Source organism: Sphingomonas sanguinis (genome assembly GCF_019297835.1).
Classification (GTDB): domain Bacteria; phylum Pseudomonadota; class Alphaproteobacteria; order Sphingomonadales; family Sphingomonadaceae; genus Sphingomonas; species Sphingomonas sanguinis_D.
Genome location: NZ_CP079203.1, coordinates 1,023,604 through 1,039,349, shown reverse-complemented (window position 1 = coordinate 1,039,349; position 15,746 = coordinate 1,023,604). Strand labels below are relative to the sequence as shown.

At 66.9% G+C, this 15,746-nt stretch carries 13 protein-coding genes; 8 read left to right on the top strand and 5 right to left on the bottom strand.

The genetic code is table 11. The annotated features are described in order from the left end of the window. Position 1: 1 nt before the first annotated feature. Positions 2–1,516 (bottom strand): tryptophan halogenase family protein, encoded by a 1,515-nt coding sequence (locus KV697_RS04525; RefSeq protein ID WP_219020268.1) that lies wholly within the window; start codon positions 1,514–1,516, stop codon positions 2–4. A 194-nt stretch (positions 1,517–1,710) separates the two neighbouring features. Here KV697_RS04525 and KV697_RS04520 point away from each other — a divergent pair, with 194 nt between their 5' ends. Together KV697_RS04520 and KV697_RS04515 are read left to right on the top strand one after the other, a co-directional pair. Continuing rightward, the gene (locus KV697_RS04520) at positions 1,711–4,236 is read left to right on the top strand and encodes a TonB-dependent receptor domain-containing protein (RefSeq protein WP_219020267.1); all 2,526 of its coding nucleotides are present in this window, start codon (positions 1,711–1,713) and stop codon (positions 4,234–4,236) included. Between the two features lie 63 nt (positions 4,237–4,299). Beyond that, on the top strand, positions 4,300–5,322 hold the full coding sequence (locus tag KV697_RS04515) for a LacI family DNA-binding transcriptional regulator (RefSeq protein ID WP_219020266.1): 1,023 nt from the start codon (positions 4,300–4,302) through the stop codon (positions 5,320–5,322). Between the two features lie 66 nt (positions 5,323–5,388). Here the strand turns inward: KV697_RS04515 and KV697_RS04510 are convergent, their stop codons facing one another. Next, the gene (locus KV697_RS04510; protein ID WP_219020265.1) at positions 5,389–5,814 is read right to left on the bottom strand and encodes an organic hydroperoxide resistance protein; all 426 of its coding nucleotides are present in this window, start codon (positions 5,812–5,814) and stop codon (positions 5,389–5,391) included. Positions 5,815–5,924: 110 nt separating this feature from the next. Between KV697_RS04510 and KV697_RS04505 the strand changes: the two genes are divergently transcribed. After that, positions 5,925–6,371, top strand: a complete 447-nt coding sequence (locus tag KV697_RS04505) for a MarR family winged helix-turn-helix transcriptional regulator (RefSeq protein WP_219020264.1) — start codon at positions 5,925–5,927, stop codon at positions 6,369–6,371. Continuing rightward, positions 6,368–7,150: a glutathione S-transferase family protein gene (locus tag KV697_RS04500; RefSeq protein ID WP_219020263.1), complete on the top strand. Its 783-nt coding sequence runs from the start codon at positions 6,368–6,370 to the stop codon at positions 7,148–7,150. Before KV697_RS04505 ends, KV697_RS04500 begins: the two co-directional genes overlap by 4 nt. A gap of 103 nt (positions 7,151–7,253) precedes the next feature. Here the strand turns inward: KV697_RS04500 and KV697_RS04495 are convergent, their stop codons facing one another. The 3 genes from KV697_RS04495 to KV697_RS04485 form a co-directional block, all read right to left on the bottom strand. Continuing rightward, positions 7,254–9,614: a hypothetical protein gene (locus tag KV697_RS04495; protein ID WP_257575608.1), complete on the bottom strand. Its 2,361-nt coding sequence runs from the start codon at positions 9,612–9,614 to the stop codon at positions 7,254–7,256. Between the two features lie 244 nt (positions 9,615–9,858). Further along, positions 9,859–10,722 carry a glutathione-dependent disulfide-bond oxidoreductase gene (gene yghU, locus KV697_RS04490; protein ID WP_219020261.1) on the bottom strand — a complete coding sequence of 288 codons (864 nt, stop codon included), beginning with the start codon at positions 10,720–10,722 and terminating at the stop codon, positions 9,859–9,861. A 75-nt stretch (positions 10,723–10,797) separates the two neighbouring features. Next, entirely contained in the window at positions 10,798–12,411 is a 1,614-nt protein-coding gene (locus tag KV697_RS04485) for an ArnT family glycosyltransferase (protein WP_257575607.1), read from the bottom strand. 159 nt (positions 12,412–12,570) lie between these two features. Between KV697_RS04485 and KV697_RS04480 the strand changes: the two genes are divergently transcribed. The 4 genes from KV697_RS04480 to KV697_RS04465 are packed head-to-tail and all read left to right on the top strand — an operon-like array spanning position 12,571 to position 15,743. Further along, positions 12,571–13,470, top strand: a complete 900-nt coding sequence (locus KV697_RS04480) for a glycosyltransferase family 2 protein (RefSeq protein WP_257575606.1) — start codon at positions 12,571–12,573, stop codon at positions 13,468–13,470. Then, positions 13,445–14,245, top strand: coding sequence for a ChbG/HpnK family deacetylase (locus KV697_RS04475; protein ID WP_219020260.1), 801 nt, complete (start codon positions 13,445–13,447; stop codon positions 14,243–14,245). The genes KV697_RS04480 and KV697_RS04475 overlap by 26 nt, the downstream gene beginning before the upstream one ends. Positions 14,246–14,259: 14 nt before the next feature. Continuing rightward, entirely contained in the window at positions 14,260–14,811 is a 552-nt protein-coding gene (locus KV697_RS04470) for an RNA polymerase sigma factor (protein WP_257575605.1), read from the top strand. Further along, the gene (locus KV697_RS04465) at positions 14,808–15,743 is read left to right on the top strand and encodes a FecR family protein (RefSeq protein ID WP_219020259.1); all 936 of its coding nucleotides are present in this window, start codon (positions 14,808–14,810) and stop codon (positions 15,741–15,743) included. The genes KV697_RS04470 and KV697_RS04465 overlap by 4 nt, the downstream gene beginning before the upstream one ends. Positions 15,744–15,746: the final 3 nt, after the last annotated feature.

Below are 15,746 nucleotides of genomic sequence, written 5' to 3'. Positions count from 1 at the left end.
ATCAGACGGCCGCCCCGATCTTCGTCAGCCAATCCCCATGGCTCGGCATAGACTCCGCCATCTGCCCGATCGCGCCCGCCAGTTTCGTCACGAACGCCCGGCTCTGCGCCGCGTCGCCATAGGCCAATAGCGGGTCGAGCCCTTGGGGCGTGTTGAACTGCCCGATATGCACCGCCGCCCAGCTTGCCGGGCCGAACAGGTCCATGTCGCGGGCGACGAGCCGTCCGCTCTCGCGGAAATGCGCGATCTTCATCGCCAGCGTGTCGGGGATCGGCATCGCCGCACACTCTTGCCACAGCGGCGCGTCGGTGCGTTCCGTCAGCTTGTAGTGCAGGATCAGGAAGTCGCGAATCCGCTCATATTCGGTGATCGCGACGCGATTATATTCCTCGATCGCCGCAGGGGCGAAAGCGCGGGTGGGGAAATAGGCGAGCAGCTTCGCGATCCCCGCCTGGATCAGGTGGATGCTGGTCGATTCCAGCGGCTCCATGAACCCGCTCGACAGACCGATGGCGACGACGTTTCGGTTCCACATGAGCTTGCGTCGCCCGGTGGTGAAACGCAGGAAACGCGGATCGCCCAGCGCCGCGCCGTCGAGGTTCGCCATCAGCGTCGCGGCGGCCTCGTCATCCGAGATATGGCGGCTGCAATAGACATAGCCATTGCCCGTCCGGTGCTGGAGCGGGATGCGCCATTGCCACCCCGCCGCCCGGGCGGTCGAGCGGGTATAGGGCGTCAGCCCGTCGCCGCCGGTCTCGCACGGCATCGCCACCGCGCGGTCGCAGGGCAGCCAGTGCGTCCAGTCCTCATAGCCGGTGCCCAGCGCCTCTTCGATCAGCAGCCCGCGAAAGCCCGAGCAGTCGACGAAAAGATCGCCCGCCAGCACCCGGCCATCGTCCAGCGTGACCGAGGCGACATGACCGCGCGTGTCTTCCAGCGCATGTCCGGCGATCCTGCCCTCGACTCGGACCACGCCGCGCGCCTCGGCATAGCGGCGCAGGAACTGCGCATAGAGCCCGGCATCGAAATGATAGGCATAGTCGAAGGTCGAGGCGACGCTGCGCGGATCGGCCATCGGCGCGGCGAACCGCCCGCGTTGACCGGCGCCCCAGGCCATGGACAGGTCGTCGAAGGCGATGCCGGAGTCTGGGCCGCCCGCCGCCAGCCAGTGCTGATGCACCGCCACCAGATCGAAGGATTTGCCGTGCGTGCCGAAGGGGTGGAAATAGCGATGCCCCTCGCGTCCCCAGCCGACGAATTCGATGCCCAGCTTGAAGCTGCCCTTGGTCTCGCGCAGGAACTCGGCCTCGTCGATGCCCAGCGTCTGGTTGAACAGGCGAATGGGCGGAATGGTGGCCTCGCCCACGCCGACCGTGCCGATGGCGTCCGACTCGACCAGCGTGATCGACAGGCCGCGTGGGCTAGCATGGGCCAGCGCCGCCGCCGTCATCCAGCCCGCCGTGCCGCCGCCGACGATCACCACCGATCGGATCGCATCGGGGGAAGGGGTCGTCATCGCCATCTCTCCTTCGGGCACTCGCGGCCCTTCGCACTTCTAGCCGGTCGATGGGACACGCGCTGCTGTGCTTTCTCGATCACAGATAGGTAAATTTCTTTGCAATGGTTTGCAATGAGCCGTTGCAAACGATTGCGTGTGTGATATCCAAAATGCACGACATCCCGGACACCGGGGCGAATCAGGAGAGGGAAATGACGACGAGCGTTCTGCGGTCCTGCGGATCGATGGCAGCCTTGGCGATGGCGCTGGTGAGTGCACCGGCCTTTGCGCAGGCGGCCCAGGCTCCGACCCCGACGACTCAGGAGGGGGCTACCCCCGATGCCGGTGCATCCAGCGAAGACATCGTCGTCACTGCGACCAGCGGCGAGCGTTCGCGCTTCCGCAGCTCGATCTCGGTGTCGCAGGTCAGCCAAGAGGCGATTCAAAACTTCACGCCCCGCTCGACCGCCGAAATCCTGCGCAACATCCCCGGCCTCCAGCCCAGCGACACGGCGGGTCCTGGCGGTAACGCCAATATCGGCGTGCGCGGCATCCCGGTGTCGACCGGCGGCTCCGAATATGTCTCGCTGCAGGAAGACGGCCTGCCCGACGTCCTGTTCGGCGACATCAATTTCGGCAACAACGACTATTGGCTGCGCTTCGACCAGAATATCAAGACGGTCGAGGCGGTGCGCGGCGGTTCGGCCTCCACCTTCGCCAGCCAGGCGCCGGGCGCGGTCATCAACTTCATCAGCAAGACCGGCGATACCCAAGGTGGCCAGATCGCCTATTCCAACGGCTTGGGCTTTCGCGAGCACCGCGTCGATTTCGACTATGGCGGCCCGATCGACGAGACGACGCGCTTCCATGTCGGCGGCTATGCGCGCAACGGCGGCGGCTACACCAACGAGAATTTCAACATCCTGCGCGGCTATCAGATCAAGGCGAACATCACCAAGGATCTGCCCGATAATCGCGGCTTCATCCGCCTGTATTTCAAGCGGCTGGACGAGCAGGCCCCGACCAACACCACGACGCCGACGCTCGCCACGCTGGACGGCAACCGCGTTACGGGCTTCACCCCGCTGCCCAATTTCGACGGGCGGTCGGGTTCGGCCTATACGATCTACAACCGCAACTTCCAGTATCTGGACTATGACGGCGGCGGCGTGAAGTCGGCCGAGGTGCAGGGCATCCACCCGCGCGTCACCGGCCTCAGCGGCCAGGTCCATTACGACATCACCGACAATATCTCGCTGGACGACACCATCCGTTACCAGTGGATCAGCGGCAACTTCACGACCCAGTTCATCAACGTCCAGACGCTGACCGGTAATGGCGGCCTGATCGGATCGACCGTGAACGGCCAGACGGTCGGCTCGGTCCGCTATGCGGCGGGTCCGCAGACGGGCCAGCTGTTCACGGGGCCGTATGTGAACAACAATCCAAACATTAACGTGTTCATGAAGAACATGGACAATTTCGCCAACAACCTGACGCTGAACGGCAAGTTCGACGTCGGGCCGGGCAAGGCGCGGCTGACCGCCGGTCTGTTCGTGATGCGGCAGAACATCGTCCAGGACTGGCACGTCAACCGCCAGTATAGCGAGCTGAAGGGCAACAATGCCGCCCCGCTCGACCTGTTCTCGACCACCGGCACGCAGCTGACGGCGGCGGGGCAGGCCGGGTTCAACGACAATTGGGGCAGCTGCTGCGCCCGTCGTGTCGACCTGACCTATACCGATGTCGCGCCCTTCCTGCAGGCCGGTTACGAGGTCGGTGGGCTGAACCTCGACGCCTCGGTCCGTTATGACAGCGTCCATGGCGAAGGCACCGCGCAGGGCGGCGTCGCCGGACCGACGACCCGCGTGACCGACGCGCTGGGCTCGGCGCTGATCCCCTCGCTGGTGCTCAGCCCGACGGCCGAGAAGATCAACTACACCGATGGCTATGTCAGCTGGTCGGTGGGTGCGCTCTATGCCTTCAACACCAAGACGAGCGTCTTTGCCCGCGCCAGCCGTGGCGGCCGCTTCAATGCCGATCGTCGTGTCCTGTCGGGCAACTTCAACGCCGACGGTTCGCTGAATGCGCAGGGGCAGGCGACGTCGGTCAACTACCTCAACCAGCAGGAAATCGGCCTGAAGCAGCGCGGTGGCCTGGGTGGCGCGTCCTATTCGGTCGAAGTCACGGGCTTCCGCTCGACGCTCACCGAGAACAACTACGACTTCACCCGGATCAACAACCCGGCGCCGAACAACAATCCGAACATCTCGAACGGCTATCGCTCCTACGGTATCGAGTTTACCAGCCGCGTCACCTATGGCGACTTCCATCTGGCGGTCGACGCGACCTATGCGAATTCGAAGATTACCAGCAGCGCGACGCCCGGCCTGGTCGGCAAGAAGCCCGGCGGCCTGCCCGACTTCCTGTTCGTGGTGTCGCCGTCCTATGACGCCGGTCCGGTCGCGTTCGGCGTCAGCATGAACGGCCAGACCAGCACCAAGTCGGACGACTTCAACCTCTACACGATCAAGGGGTCGACCTTCTTCAACGGCTTCATCACCGTGCGGCCGATGGACAAGCTGGAACTGGGCCTCAACGCCAACAACATCTTCGACAAGCTCGGCTTCCGTGGCGGCGGCGGCATCTTCCCGGTCCTGTCCTCGACGCAAGGGGTGTTCAACAACACCGCGCTTTACGGGCGCACGGTGACGGCCTCGGTCCGCTACCGCTTCTGATCCAATCCCCTTGGGGCGGGTGCCACTTGGCATCCGCCTCATTTTTGTTTCAGGAGGCTGGCCATGACCGATGCGTCCCCACCCGCCCGCACCCTGAAGGACATTGCCCGGCTGGCGGGCGTGTCGCCTGGCACCGTCAGCCGCGCGCTGGCGGGCAAGAGCGTGGTCAATGCCGAGACGCGGGCGAGGATCGAGGCGCTGGCCGCCGAACATAATTTCCAGATCAACCAGATGGCCCGCCGCCTGCGCGCGCAGCGCACCGGCGTGATCGGCGTCGCCATTCCGCTGGGCCATGAGCGGCGGCAGCGATTGTCCGATCCCTTCTTCATGACGCTGCTCGGTCATCTCGCCGACGAACTGGCGTCGCGCGATCATGACGTGATGCTGTCGCGGATCATACCCGATGACGATGACTGGCTGTCGCGGATCACCCGTTCGGGGATGGTCGACGGCGTGCTGCTGATCGGTCAGTCGGACCAGCTTTCGGTGATCGAGGCGGTGGCCGAAACCTATCGGCCGCTCGTCGTCTGGGGCAGCACCATGCCGGGACAGCGTCACTGCGCGGTCGGCGTCGATAATCGGCTGGGCGGGCGGCTGGCGGGCGAACATCTGATCGCGACGGGGCGCCGCCATATCGCCTTCATGGGCGAGGTTCGCACGCTGGAACTGGCGCAGCGCCATGCGGGGCTGTGCGACGCGATGGCCGATGCCGGACTGAAGCCGCCGCAGCAATTGGACGTGGCGCTCGCGCCCGAATTGATGCCCGACCAGATCGAGGACAATCTGGCACGGATGACGCGGGAAGGGCAGGGGATCGACGGCATCGTCGCCGCGTCGGACATGATCGCGCTGGCGACGATGGCGGCCCTGGTCGCCGGGGGGCGATCGGTGCCGGGCGATGTGGCGGTCACGGGCTTTGACGACCTGCCGCTGGCCGAACGCGCCATCCCCCGGCTGACCACGATCCGACAGGATCTGGAGGCGGGGGCCAAGGCAATGGTCGCGGCGCTGTTCACGCGGCTGGACGGAACCGCTGCGCCGGGGCTGGAGATGCCGCCACGCCTGATCGTGCGCGACTCCGCCTGACAAAAAACGGCGCGGTCTTCAGGGAGGTCAGACCGCGCCGGGAAGGTTCAGGGAGTACGGAGGATGTCAGGCCAGCGTCAGGCCGACATCCACATTGCCGCGCGTGGCGTTCGAATAGGGGCAGATCTGATGCGCGGCCTCGACCAGCTTTTCGGCCTCGGCGCGATCGATGCCCGGCAGTTCGACGGTGAGGTCGGCGGTGATGCCGAACCCGCCCGCCGCGCGCGGACCGATGCCGACCTTGGCCGACACGGCGACGTCATCGGGAATCTTCACCTTCAGCTGCTGGCCCGCCACCTTGAGCGCGCCGATGAAGCAGGCCGAATAGCCCGCTGCGAACAGCTGCTCCGGGTTGCTGCCGTCGCCGCCGGCGCCGCCCAGTTCCTTGGGCGTCGACAGCTTGACGTCGAGCGTGCCGTCCGGGGTGCTCGCCTGGCCGTCACGGCCACCCGTGGCACGCGCCTGGGTCTGGTACTTCACGTCGATCGTCATGATAGTGTCTCCGATATTATTTATCGCAATACATATATGGGGTGGCGGAACGGACTTGTCCAGCGCTTCTTTTATCGTGATATACATTTCACCCTAAAGGGAGATGGCAAATGTCGGCCCCATGGCCGCTCGACGAACAGCTGTGTTTTGCGGTCTATGCCGCCAACATGGCGATCCAGCGAAGCTACAAGCCGATGCTCGACCAGCTTGGCCTGACCTATCCGCAATATCTGGCGCTGCATGTCCTGTGGGAGGAGGATGGGCGCACGATCGGTGCGATCGCGCATCGCCTGTCGCTGGAGTCCAGCACGGTCACGCCGCTGGTCAAGCGGCTGGAGACCGCCGGGCTGCTGGTGCGCGAACGCGATGCGCAGGACGAGCGGCAGGTGCGGGTCAGCCTGACCCCCGCCGGGCGCGAGATGCGGGATCGGTGCGGCTGCCTGGGCGAGGAGCTGATCGCCCGGTCGGGGATGGAGGTCGATGACCTCAAGGCCCTGAAGACCGAGGTGCACGCCCTGCGTCTGGCGCTCGAACGGCGGGACGGCGCGGCGGCGTGATCCTCTACGATCATCCGCTGTCTTCCTATGGGCAGAAGGTGAAGATCGCGCTGCGCGAAAAGGGCATCGCCTTTACCCGCATGCTGCCGGATGATTTCGGAACGGGGCGGCAGGATACCGCCTTCGCCGCCGCCAATCCCCGGACCGAAGTGCCGGTGCTGATCGTCGAGGGCGGCCAGTCGATCTTCGAATCGACGATCATCCTCGATTATCTCGACGAACGCTGGCCCGAAACGCCGCTGATGCCGCACGACCCGCTCGTCCGCGCCCGCCAGCGCGAGATCGAGGAGATTGCCGACAGCCAATATGAGGCGGTGAACTGGGGCTATGGCGAGATCCTGTGGTTCCGCCGGGCCGAGGGGGCGCTGGCGGACGATATGCGCCATGTCGCGGCGACCGACACGCGGGTGCTTCAGGCGTGGCTGACGAAGCGATTGGGCGATGCGCCGTGGTTCGGCGGCGAGACGTTCGGGCGGGCCGATGCGGCGGTGGCGCCGATGGTCAACCGCTCGGTCCATTACGGGCTCGGACCGGTGGCGGGATCGCCGCTGGCGCAGTGGCATGAGCGGGTTTCGGCGCGGCCTGCGGTCGCGGAGACCTTTGCCGAGTTCGACGCGGCGGCGGCGCATATGGCGCAGGCCGCCGACCATTATCGCAGCGGCGGGAGACGGCGCGAATATCGCGACCACCGGCTGGAATGGATGATCCGCTCGGGCGGAGTGCCGGTGGTGCTGGAGGGTTTGCGGGAGGACAATATCCGGTTTTCGTGGCCGGGGTAGGGGCGTGCGCTTCGACTTCGCTCAGCGTGAACGGCTTTCGGTACAAGGCCCCAAAACCCCAACCTCCGTTCAGCCTGAGCGAAGTCGAAGGCCAGGGGAAACCCTATGACTTCTGCGCCAAGGTAAACACCACTCCCGGCGAATCCCGCAACGTCACGTACAGTGACCCATTCTGCGCCTGAGGCACCGCCAACCGCGACGCCGTAAAGCCCGGCGGAACATTCACCGCCCCGGCCATGTCGGCACTCGCCGCCACCCGGTCGATCAGGAACAGGTCGCGCCCGGCCATCTGGCACCCATCGGCGGCACAGGTGATCGCGTCGATCCCCGGCAGCCGGACCAGCGTGGCCAGCGGACTCCAGTCGCCCTTGATGCCACCACGCACGATCCGATAGCGCAAGCCCCCCGCCGCCGCTGGACCCAGCCGCGCCGGGTCGAGTGTCGCCACCGCGATATCGGGCGAGGACAGCCGCACGTCGCGTCCGCCCTCCAGCGTGACTGAGGCGCTGCCATCGTTGGTGGCGACCTCGATCGCGTCGGTCGGGGCCAGCCGGGTGCCGTCGCCCGCGCGGACCGAGAAGGTCAGGCGGCTATTGTCGGGCAGGATCGTCTCGTCCTTGGTCGCCAGCGTCACCGCGCCCGCCGCCGCCTTGGGCGTCAGGCTGCGGGCGATCAGCGTGGCCGAGGGACGCGGCGGCGCGGCGGTGATCGGCACCGATAGGGTGCGTCCGTCGGTCAGCCTGATCTTCGCACTGGTACCCGACGGCTGGCGCCCATCGGCGGCGGTGACGACCAGCCGGTCGGTATCGCCCTCGCGCGTCAGGCCATCGGGGGAGAGGCGGACATCGCCGATCTCGATCCCGGCGATTTCGTCGAGCCTTTGCCCGGTCAGCGTGGCAAAGCGATCGCCCTTGGCCAGCGTCACCGTGTCGATCCGGCTGGCGGGCGAGAAGGCGCGCAAGGCGACCGAGCGCGGGGTGGCGTCGCCGATCTGCTGCACCTCCAGCGTCACCTCGCCCGCCCGCGCCGCTTTCAGCGGCAGGGTGACATTGATTCCGTCCGCTCCGCGCAGGGTGAAGGGCACGGGCTGCGGCGCGCCCGAGCCGCTGCGCATCGTCACGCCGGTTACGCAGGCAGCGGCCGGGCCGGTCAGCGCGACGCTGTTGTCGCGACCGACAACCAGGCTCTGGCCGCCATCATCCGCACGCCAGTCGCCGCTGCCGGGGAATTGCAGGGTAAAGTTCGGCCCCTCGAAACTGTCGAAGCCCCAGTCGCCGTGCAGCTTGGCCGAGACCTTGCCCGACAGCGCCCCCGCAGGCAGCGGATCGCTCAGAACATAACCCCCGCGATCGGCGCGCGCGCGAACGGGCAGGTCGATCCGCTTGCCGTCGGCGGTGGTGATCGACACCGTCATGTTGCGTGCGAACGCGGTCGAGTAGATCAGCGGCGCGCCCTCGACCGGCAGGACCAGGCCCGGCCGCGCCCCACACAGCGGCACGTCGCCGGTGACGCGCAAACGCGGCGGGCTGACCGCGTCGATCGCCGGCATGGCGGCGACCAGTACCGATTTGGGCTTGGCAAAGGAGGGGGCTGCGTTGAGCAGGAGCGACATCCGTTCCCCGTCGCGCGTCGCCAGCGTCGGCAGATAGCCGAACTGCGGATTGCCGAACGCGCCGAACACCCGCGCGATGTCGCGCACGACGGCGATATAGGGGCTGTAATAGCCCAGTCCGGCCTCGCGCGTATAGCTGACCTGCAAGGCTAGATCGGTCGGCGCGCCGATCAGCGTGTCGGTCATCGAGCTGCTATGGATGTCGGCCAGCACCAGATTTTCCTGGTTTTCGAGCAGACAGGCCGCCTGCAACTCGATCACCTTGGCCAGGCAGTCGGCGTTCAGCTTGATCGCCAGGCTGTTCGACAGAGCGGGCGCGAGGGTGCGCAGGAACTCGGGGTGGCTGTTTTCCTGTGCGCGGATCGCCGCGACAAAGGCGTTCAGCCGCGAACGGTCTAGCGAGGCCTGGTTCAGGTCCTGCACCGCACGGACGAACTCGCCCGGCCGGTCGCGCACCGCATCGACGATGGTGCCCGATGCGCCGCCCGTTTCCGGCACCAGGAACAGCGCCATCTGCCGGGCGCCCTTGGGCACGGTCAGGGTCAGGCGGCGATCCTTGTCCTTGGGCTTCCAGGTTTCGGCCGACTTCACCCAGTCCTTGGGCGGCGGATTGGTCGCGCCGCTGAGAAAGGCGGAGAAGAGGATATAATGGGCTCGCTGGTCGCGCGGCAGGTCCGCCTCGATCGTCAGCTTGTCGCCGGTGGCGAGGTTGGGCACCTCGGCGATGGGCAGGGTCCGGTCGCCGCGCGTGACCGAGATACGCAATCCCGGCCCCGGCAGGTCGAAGGGCGCGGGGTCGGCGGCGCAGAGCGGGCTTTCGACCAGGGCGGCCGCCGCAAGGGCAAGCACCATCAGCGGGCGAGGGAAAGGAAGGCGAGGGAGCATGGCGGGGACTTAAGGCGCAGACGGCGGCAGGGATCAAGCCATTCGCGGCAGATGACATGCGGGCGTCACGTTCAAATCCTCCCCGGCACGGGGAGGGGGACCATGCGTAGCATGGTGGAGGGGGAGTGCGGCACATGACGCCCTTCGCGGAGATCCCCCTCCGTCAGCCCTTCGGACTGCCACCTCCCCGCGAGCGGGGAGGATTTTAGTGTCACCCCCGCTTGTCGGCCGTCTTCGTCTCGAAATCGCTGGCGTCGTGGCGCTCGCGCAGCTGCTCGGACGGCTCGCCGATCGTGCGATTCACCATCCGTCCCCGCTTCACCGCAGGCCGGGCCGCGATCTCGCGCGCCCAGCGCAGGACATGGGTATAGTCCTGCACCTGAAGAAACTCGGCGGCATTGTAGAGGTCGCCCAGCACCAGCTGGCCGTACCAGGGCCAGATCGCCATGTCGGCGATGCTGTATTCGTCGCCAGCAACGAACGCATTATGCTCCAGCTGGCGGTTCAGCACGTCGAGCTGGCGCTTGGCCTCCATCGCATAGCGGTTGATGGCATACTCGATCTTCACCGGGGCATAGGCATAGAAATGGCCGAAACCGCCGCCCAGGAACGGCGCGCTGCCCATCTGCCAGAACAGCCACGACAGGACTCGCGCCCTGGCCGCCGGTTCGGTCGGCAGGAACGCGCCGAAGCTCTCGGCCAGATGGACCATGATCGCGCCGGATTCGAAGATAGCGAGCGGCTCGCTGCCCCGCCGGTCGACCAGTGCGGGGATCTTGGAATTGGGATTGACCGCGACGAAGCCGCTGCCGAACTGGTCGCCGTCCGAAATGCTGATCAGCCAGGCGTCATACTCCGCCCCCGCATAACCGGCAGCGAGCAATTCCTCCAGCAGGATGGTGACCTTGACGCCGTTGGGCGTGCCCATCGAATAGAGCTGGAGCGGGTGCTGGCCAACCGGCAGCTCCTTGTCATGGGTTGCACCCGCGACCGGGCGATTGATGGCGGCGAAGCGTCCGCCGCTTTCCTTTTCCCAGGTCCAGATCGCGGGCGGGGTATAGGATTCGTCGCTCATTGGCTTTTCGCTCCAGCATTATCCGGCGCGGGAGATGGGGCGCGGCGGGGGCGAAAACAACCTCGGCCGTGTCTTTTATTCCGCAGGCGGAACGGGCAGGTCGCGACGAACATAGAGCAGCTCGTGCCGCTCCTCGCGCGGGATCTTCATGACCGGGCGATAATCCACCGCGAGCGCCTTTGCGACCTGCGCCTGGGTGGCCGCGTTCCAGGGCGAGAAGGGATCGTCCATCGTCACGATCGCTGGCGGACGGCGGGCGAGGATGCGCGCAACCTCGGCCGCCTCGTCGATCCCGATCGCCCCGCGCTCCGCTTCATAGGCGAGCGAGGAGGGGAAGGCATAAGCGGTCGGGATGCATCCGCCCGACAGGTGATAGAGGCTGGAATCGCCCGCAAAGACATAGGGGCATTCGCGCCCGTCCACCGCCGCCATCACCCGCGCCATGCGGCGGATGCCGTCGCCCTCGCTCGGATCGTTGGTTGCGGAGTGGAAGACGAACAGCCCCGCGCCGATCACGAAGACCGCGACCACTGCCCTTCGCCGCAGCGCAAAGGCGGGCGCGGCGGCGAGCGCCAGCGGTGCGACCAGCGGCAGGGCATAATGGTCGAAAAACGCCCCGATCATCGCAAAGGCGATCAGCGCGAAACCCAGCCAGATGCGGGTCAGCGTCAGCGCCGGATGCCTAGGCCCCTTGCGCCAGGCATAGACCGCGCAGGCGACCAGCGGCAGCAGCTGCCCCCCGATCCCGGCCAGGCGTCCGATGATCTTGGCCGCCGGATAACCGCGCCGCAGCGTGATCGAGGTGAAATTGGCGAACCAGAAGGCGTCGAACGCCGCCGCATCGCCCTGCCAGAAATACAGCATGACCAGCGCTGTCGGCAGCAGCCCCAGCGCGATCCACGCCAGCGCCGCGAGAAGCACGACCACGACGCTCGGCCGCGCCCGCCAGAGATACCAGAAATGCGCGAGGCCGAAGAACGCCCCCTCGACCAAAGGCGTATATTTGATCTGGATCGCGATCCCCGCCAACAGACAGGCGACCGCGCCGCTGACGACGATCGCCCCGACCGCGCGCCGTTCGGCCAGACGCGGCAGTTCCAGCGTCAGGACGGCGGCGGCGGTCATCGCCAGATTGTAGAAGACCGGCGACTGGCCGCTTCCCCCGCTGAGCAACGGCAGCCACAGGATATAGGCCGCTCCCGCCGCCAATCCGGCTTGGAAGCCCAGTCCCATGCGCCGCGCTGCCAGCCAGATCAACCAGCCGGTCGCGGCGGCGCAGGCGGTGCCGATCAGCTGATAAGCCAAGAATCCGTCGCCGGGCAGCAGCCGGAACCCGGCGAACAGCAGGAACAGGCCCGGCGGTTTGCGGTCCCAAAGGTCGATATAGAGCCGCGCGCCGTGCAGGATGCGGTCGCCGACCAGCAGATAATATTGCTCGTCGACATGCGCGACCGGATTGCCGAAGTCGCGCATCCGGGTCAGCACCGCAAAGACCAGCAGAACCAGCGCCGCACCGATCGGGCGGTTCGGCCTCAGCCTAAGCCCGGACGGCATCGAATAAGCGGGGCGGGCGGGCGTCATTTCCGTCATCACGAACCAGTTTGGAGGATGGGTGACGGGCAGAACGACCGGCCCGGTGCGGCCCGCCCATGTCATCGAAGAAGGCGCTTCGGCAAAGAAAATCGACATGGTTCCGGCCCGCCTGAAAAAATTTTTAACCACCATGTCCGGTTGGGCGGGGGGCGCGGCGTCTTAGCCCATGAAACACCCCGGTTGTGGCGCCTGGCGCCGCCGGGCGGGGGGCTTCGGCAACGGGGTTGTTTGGTCGTTTATGGGCGGGGTGGGTTGATGCTGCTCGATGCGGAAGGCGCGGCTTGGCGGAATGCCAGAGCCTGGGCCCAGGCGGGGAAGACGGAACGCGCGGGCGGCTATGTCGCGCCGTGCTGGACCGTGGTCGTGCCCTTCTTCAACGAAGAACGCGATCTGGCGGGAACGCTGGAAAGCCTGGCGGCGCAGACGGTGCGCTTCCGTCTGGTGCTGGTCGACAATGGCTCGCTCGACGCCAGCGCGCGGGTGGCGACCGAGACCTGCGAGCGTCTGGGCCTCGACCATATCCTGTTGCACCAGGGCCTGCCGGGCAAGATCAACGCGCTGCACCTGGGCCTCGACCATGTGCACACGCGCTTCGTCGCGACCTGCGATGCCGATACCTATTACCCGGCCGACTATCTGGCGCAGGCGCAAAACCTGCTGGAGCGGCCGGGCTGCGTCGTGGCCGGGGCCTATTTTATCGCGCCGAAGGACGGCGAGGCGGAGCGTCGCCGCGAGTCCGCGGCGATCCGACTGGCCGCGCGCTGCCTGCCGCGCCAGTGCCATGCGGGCGGCGCGGGCCAAGCGTTCCGCACCGAGGCACTGAAGGCGGCGGGCGGTTTCGACTCGCGCCAATGGAACTACGTGCTGGAGGATCACGAGGTCATCCACCGCGTCATGCGCCACGGGACCATGGCCTATGCCGACGGCTTCTGGTGCGTCCCCTCCGACCGCGAGCGTGACCGGGAGTCGATCCGCTGGACGTTGACCGAGCGGCTGGTCTACAGCATCGCCGCGCCGTTCGCCGGGGACTGGTTCTTCTACGATTTCCTCGCGAAGCGACTGCGCGCCCGGCGGCTCACCACCGAGCGGATGCGCGAAAAGGCCTATCAGCATCTGGCGGGAGTCGTGGGTGAACCGGCTTATTCTTTGCGCTGACGATTTCGCCTTTTCCACCGAAGACAGTCTGGTCATCGCCGAGCTGCTGCGCTCGGGAAAACTGAACGCGACAAGCTGCATGACCCTTCGTCCGAATTGGATGGAGGATAGCGTGATGCTGCAATCCATGCCTCAGACAGCGCAGATCGGCCTGCATCTGACCCTGACCGAGGAAGCGCCGATCCATCCCAATGGCTTTACTCAGGACGGGGTGATGCCGGGGATCGATCCGTTGACGCGGTTGGCATCGCGCGGACAACTCGACCCCGCCGAGATCAACCGCGAGGTCGAGGCGCAGTTCGACCGGTTCGAGGCGGCGATGGGCCGTCCGCCCGCCTTTGTCGACGGGCACCAGCATTCGCACGCGCTTCCCGGCGTCCGCCCGATCGTGCTGGCGATCACACGGCGGCGTGCGCCCGGTGCCTGGGTGCGGACCTGCGAGGACCGGCTGGTCGGGCTGCTCGGGCGACCCTGGCGCGGCAAGGCGATCGGCAGCGCCTATCACTCGCGCGGGCTGACCCGTGCGGCGGAGGCGGCGGGGCTGCACTGCAACCGGGGTTTTGCCGGGCATTACGGCTTTGACGGCCGCTTTGCCGAGGCGTTGCCGCGTTTCCTGGATCATGGCGGGGCGGAGCATCTGGTGATGTGCCATCCCGGTGCGGGCAAGCGCTCGGGTGACGCGATCGCGGCGGCGCGGCGCGATGAAGCCGATGTCTTGCGCGCCGTTTCGGTGTCTGACATGGCGGCACAACGCGGGCTGGCCTTCGCCGCCTGATACGAGGGCGGTCTTTGAGTAATCAGGGTCTGGAAGGCCGGTTCATGGAGGCGCGCCCGCTGCTGCGTCGCCTGCTGGCCGCCCGGCTCGGCTCGCCTGACGAGGCGGAGGATGCGCTTCAGGACCTCTGGCTGCGCATTTCCGGGCTCGACGCCACGTTGATCGATCAGCCCATTCCCTTTCTCTGCCGCATGGCGACCAATCTGGCGACCGACCGCCGTATCGCCGCCGCCCGGCGCGGCGTGCGGGACGGCGCGTGGGAAGAGGTGCAGCCGCAATCCGCCGAATATGCCGATCCCGAACGGATCGCCTCGGGCCGCAGCGAACTGGCCCAGGCGCATGCGCTGATCGCGCGGATGCCCGACCGGATGCGCGAGGCCTTCACCCTGTTCCGCTTCGAGGAACGGCCGCAACGCGACATTGCGGAGCAGATGGGCATCACGGTGAGTGCCGTCGAAAAGCTGCTGCGCCGCGCCTATCAATTTTTGCAAGAAAATCGTGATGCCGAGGGTGCGGATCGGACGCGTTGGCGTCGTCCTGACAGTGGAAGGAGCGGGGACGAGTGACGCGGGAGGAACAGGCGATCGACTGGCACGTCCGGCAGCGCGATATGAGCGCGGCCGAATGGGATGCCTTTGCGACCTGGCTGGAGGACAGCCCGGCCAACGCGCGCGCCTATGACGTGGTGGCGATGGCCGATGCTCTGCTGGCCGAGCCGGTGGGCGCGCCGGAATCCGTCATCGCCGAAACGCCGGTGGCCGCCAACGACAACAGGGGGTGGGGTCGTTGGTGGCTGATGGGCGGCGTCGCGGCGGCCGTCGCGCTGATGGCGGGGCCGGTGCTGATGCATTCGCGCCCCGACATCCGGATCGAGCAGACCAGGCCAGGCGAGACGCGGGCCATCGCGCTGAACGACGGTACGCAGGTCGAACTGGCGGGGGGATCGCGGCTTCGGCTCGACCGCAACGACACGCGGGTCGCGACGCTGGAAAGCGGGCAGGCGCTGTTTCGCGTTCGCCACGACGCCTCCGCTCCTTTCGAACTCCGCTCGGGCGATGTGTCGATCCGCGACATGGGGACCGTGTTCAACGTCCGGCGTGAGGGGGCTCGGCTGGACGTGACTGTCGCGGAAGGGGCGGTCGCGCTCGCTCCCCGGGGCCAGACGATGCAGCTGACCGCCGGGCAGGGGGCACGGCTGGACGAGGCGCAGGGTAGCCTGCGCCGCGTGCAGGTCGATCCGGCGATGGTCGGGGGGTGGCGTCGCGGCCTGCTGGACCTCGACGGCGATACGGTCGACACGATTGCTGCACGATTGCAATCCGCCTATGGCATGCGGATCGCGGTGGAGGGGCCGTTGGCGAAACGCAGCGTCACCGGGCTGGTCCGGGTGACGGGCGACGCCAGCCGGGATGTTCCACGTCTTGCGAAGCTGATCGGAGCGGAGTGGCGCCAGAGCGGTGGGGACTGGATTTTGCGGGCGTCGGACGGGGTTCATTGAACG

Coding starts and splice junctions, on each gene's coding strand:
- KV697_RS04525 (WP_219020268.1), bottom strand. CDS start 1,516: ATGACGACCCCTTCCCCCGATGCGATCCGATCGGTGGTGATCGTCGGC.
- KV697_RS04520 (WP_219020267.1), top strand. CDS start 1,711: ATGACGACGAGCGTTCTGCGGTCCTGCGGATCGATGGCAGCCTTGGCG.
- KV697_RS04515 (WP_219020266.1), top strand. CDS start 4,300: ATGACCGATGCGTCCCCACCCGCCCGCACCCTGAAGGACATTGCCCGG.
- KV697_RS04510 (WP_219020265.1), bottom strand. CDS start 5,814: ATGACGATCGACGTGAAGTACCAGACCCAGGCGCGTGCCACGGGTGGC.
- KV697_RS04505 (WP_219020264.1), top strand. CDS start 5,925: ATGTCGGCCCCATGGCCGCTCGACGAACAGCTGTGTTTTGCGGTCTAT.
- KV697_RS04495 (WP_257575608.1), bottom strand. CDS start 9,614: ATGGTGCTTGCCCTTGCGGCGGCCGCCCTGGTCGAAAGCCCGCTCTGC.
- yghU (WP_219020261.1), bottom strand. CDS start 10,722: ATGAGCGACGAATCCTATACCCCGCCCGCGATCTGGACCTGGGAAAAG.
- KV697_RS04485 (WP_257575607.1), bottom strand. CDS start 12,411: ATGTCGATTTTCTTTGCCGAAGCGCCTTCTTCGATGACATGGGCGGGC.
- KV697_RS04480 (WP_257575606.1), top strand. CDS start 12,571: ATGCTGCTCGATGCGGAAGGCGCGGCTTGGCGGAATGCCAGAGCCTGG.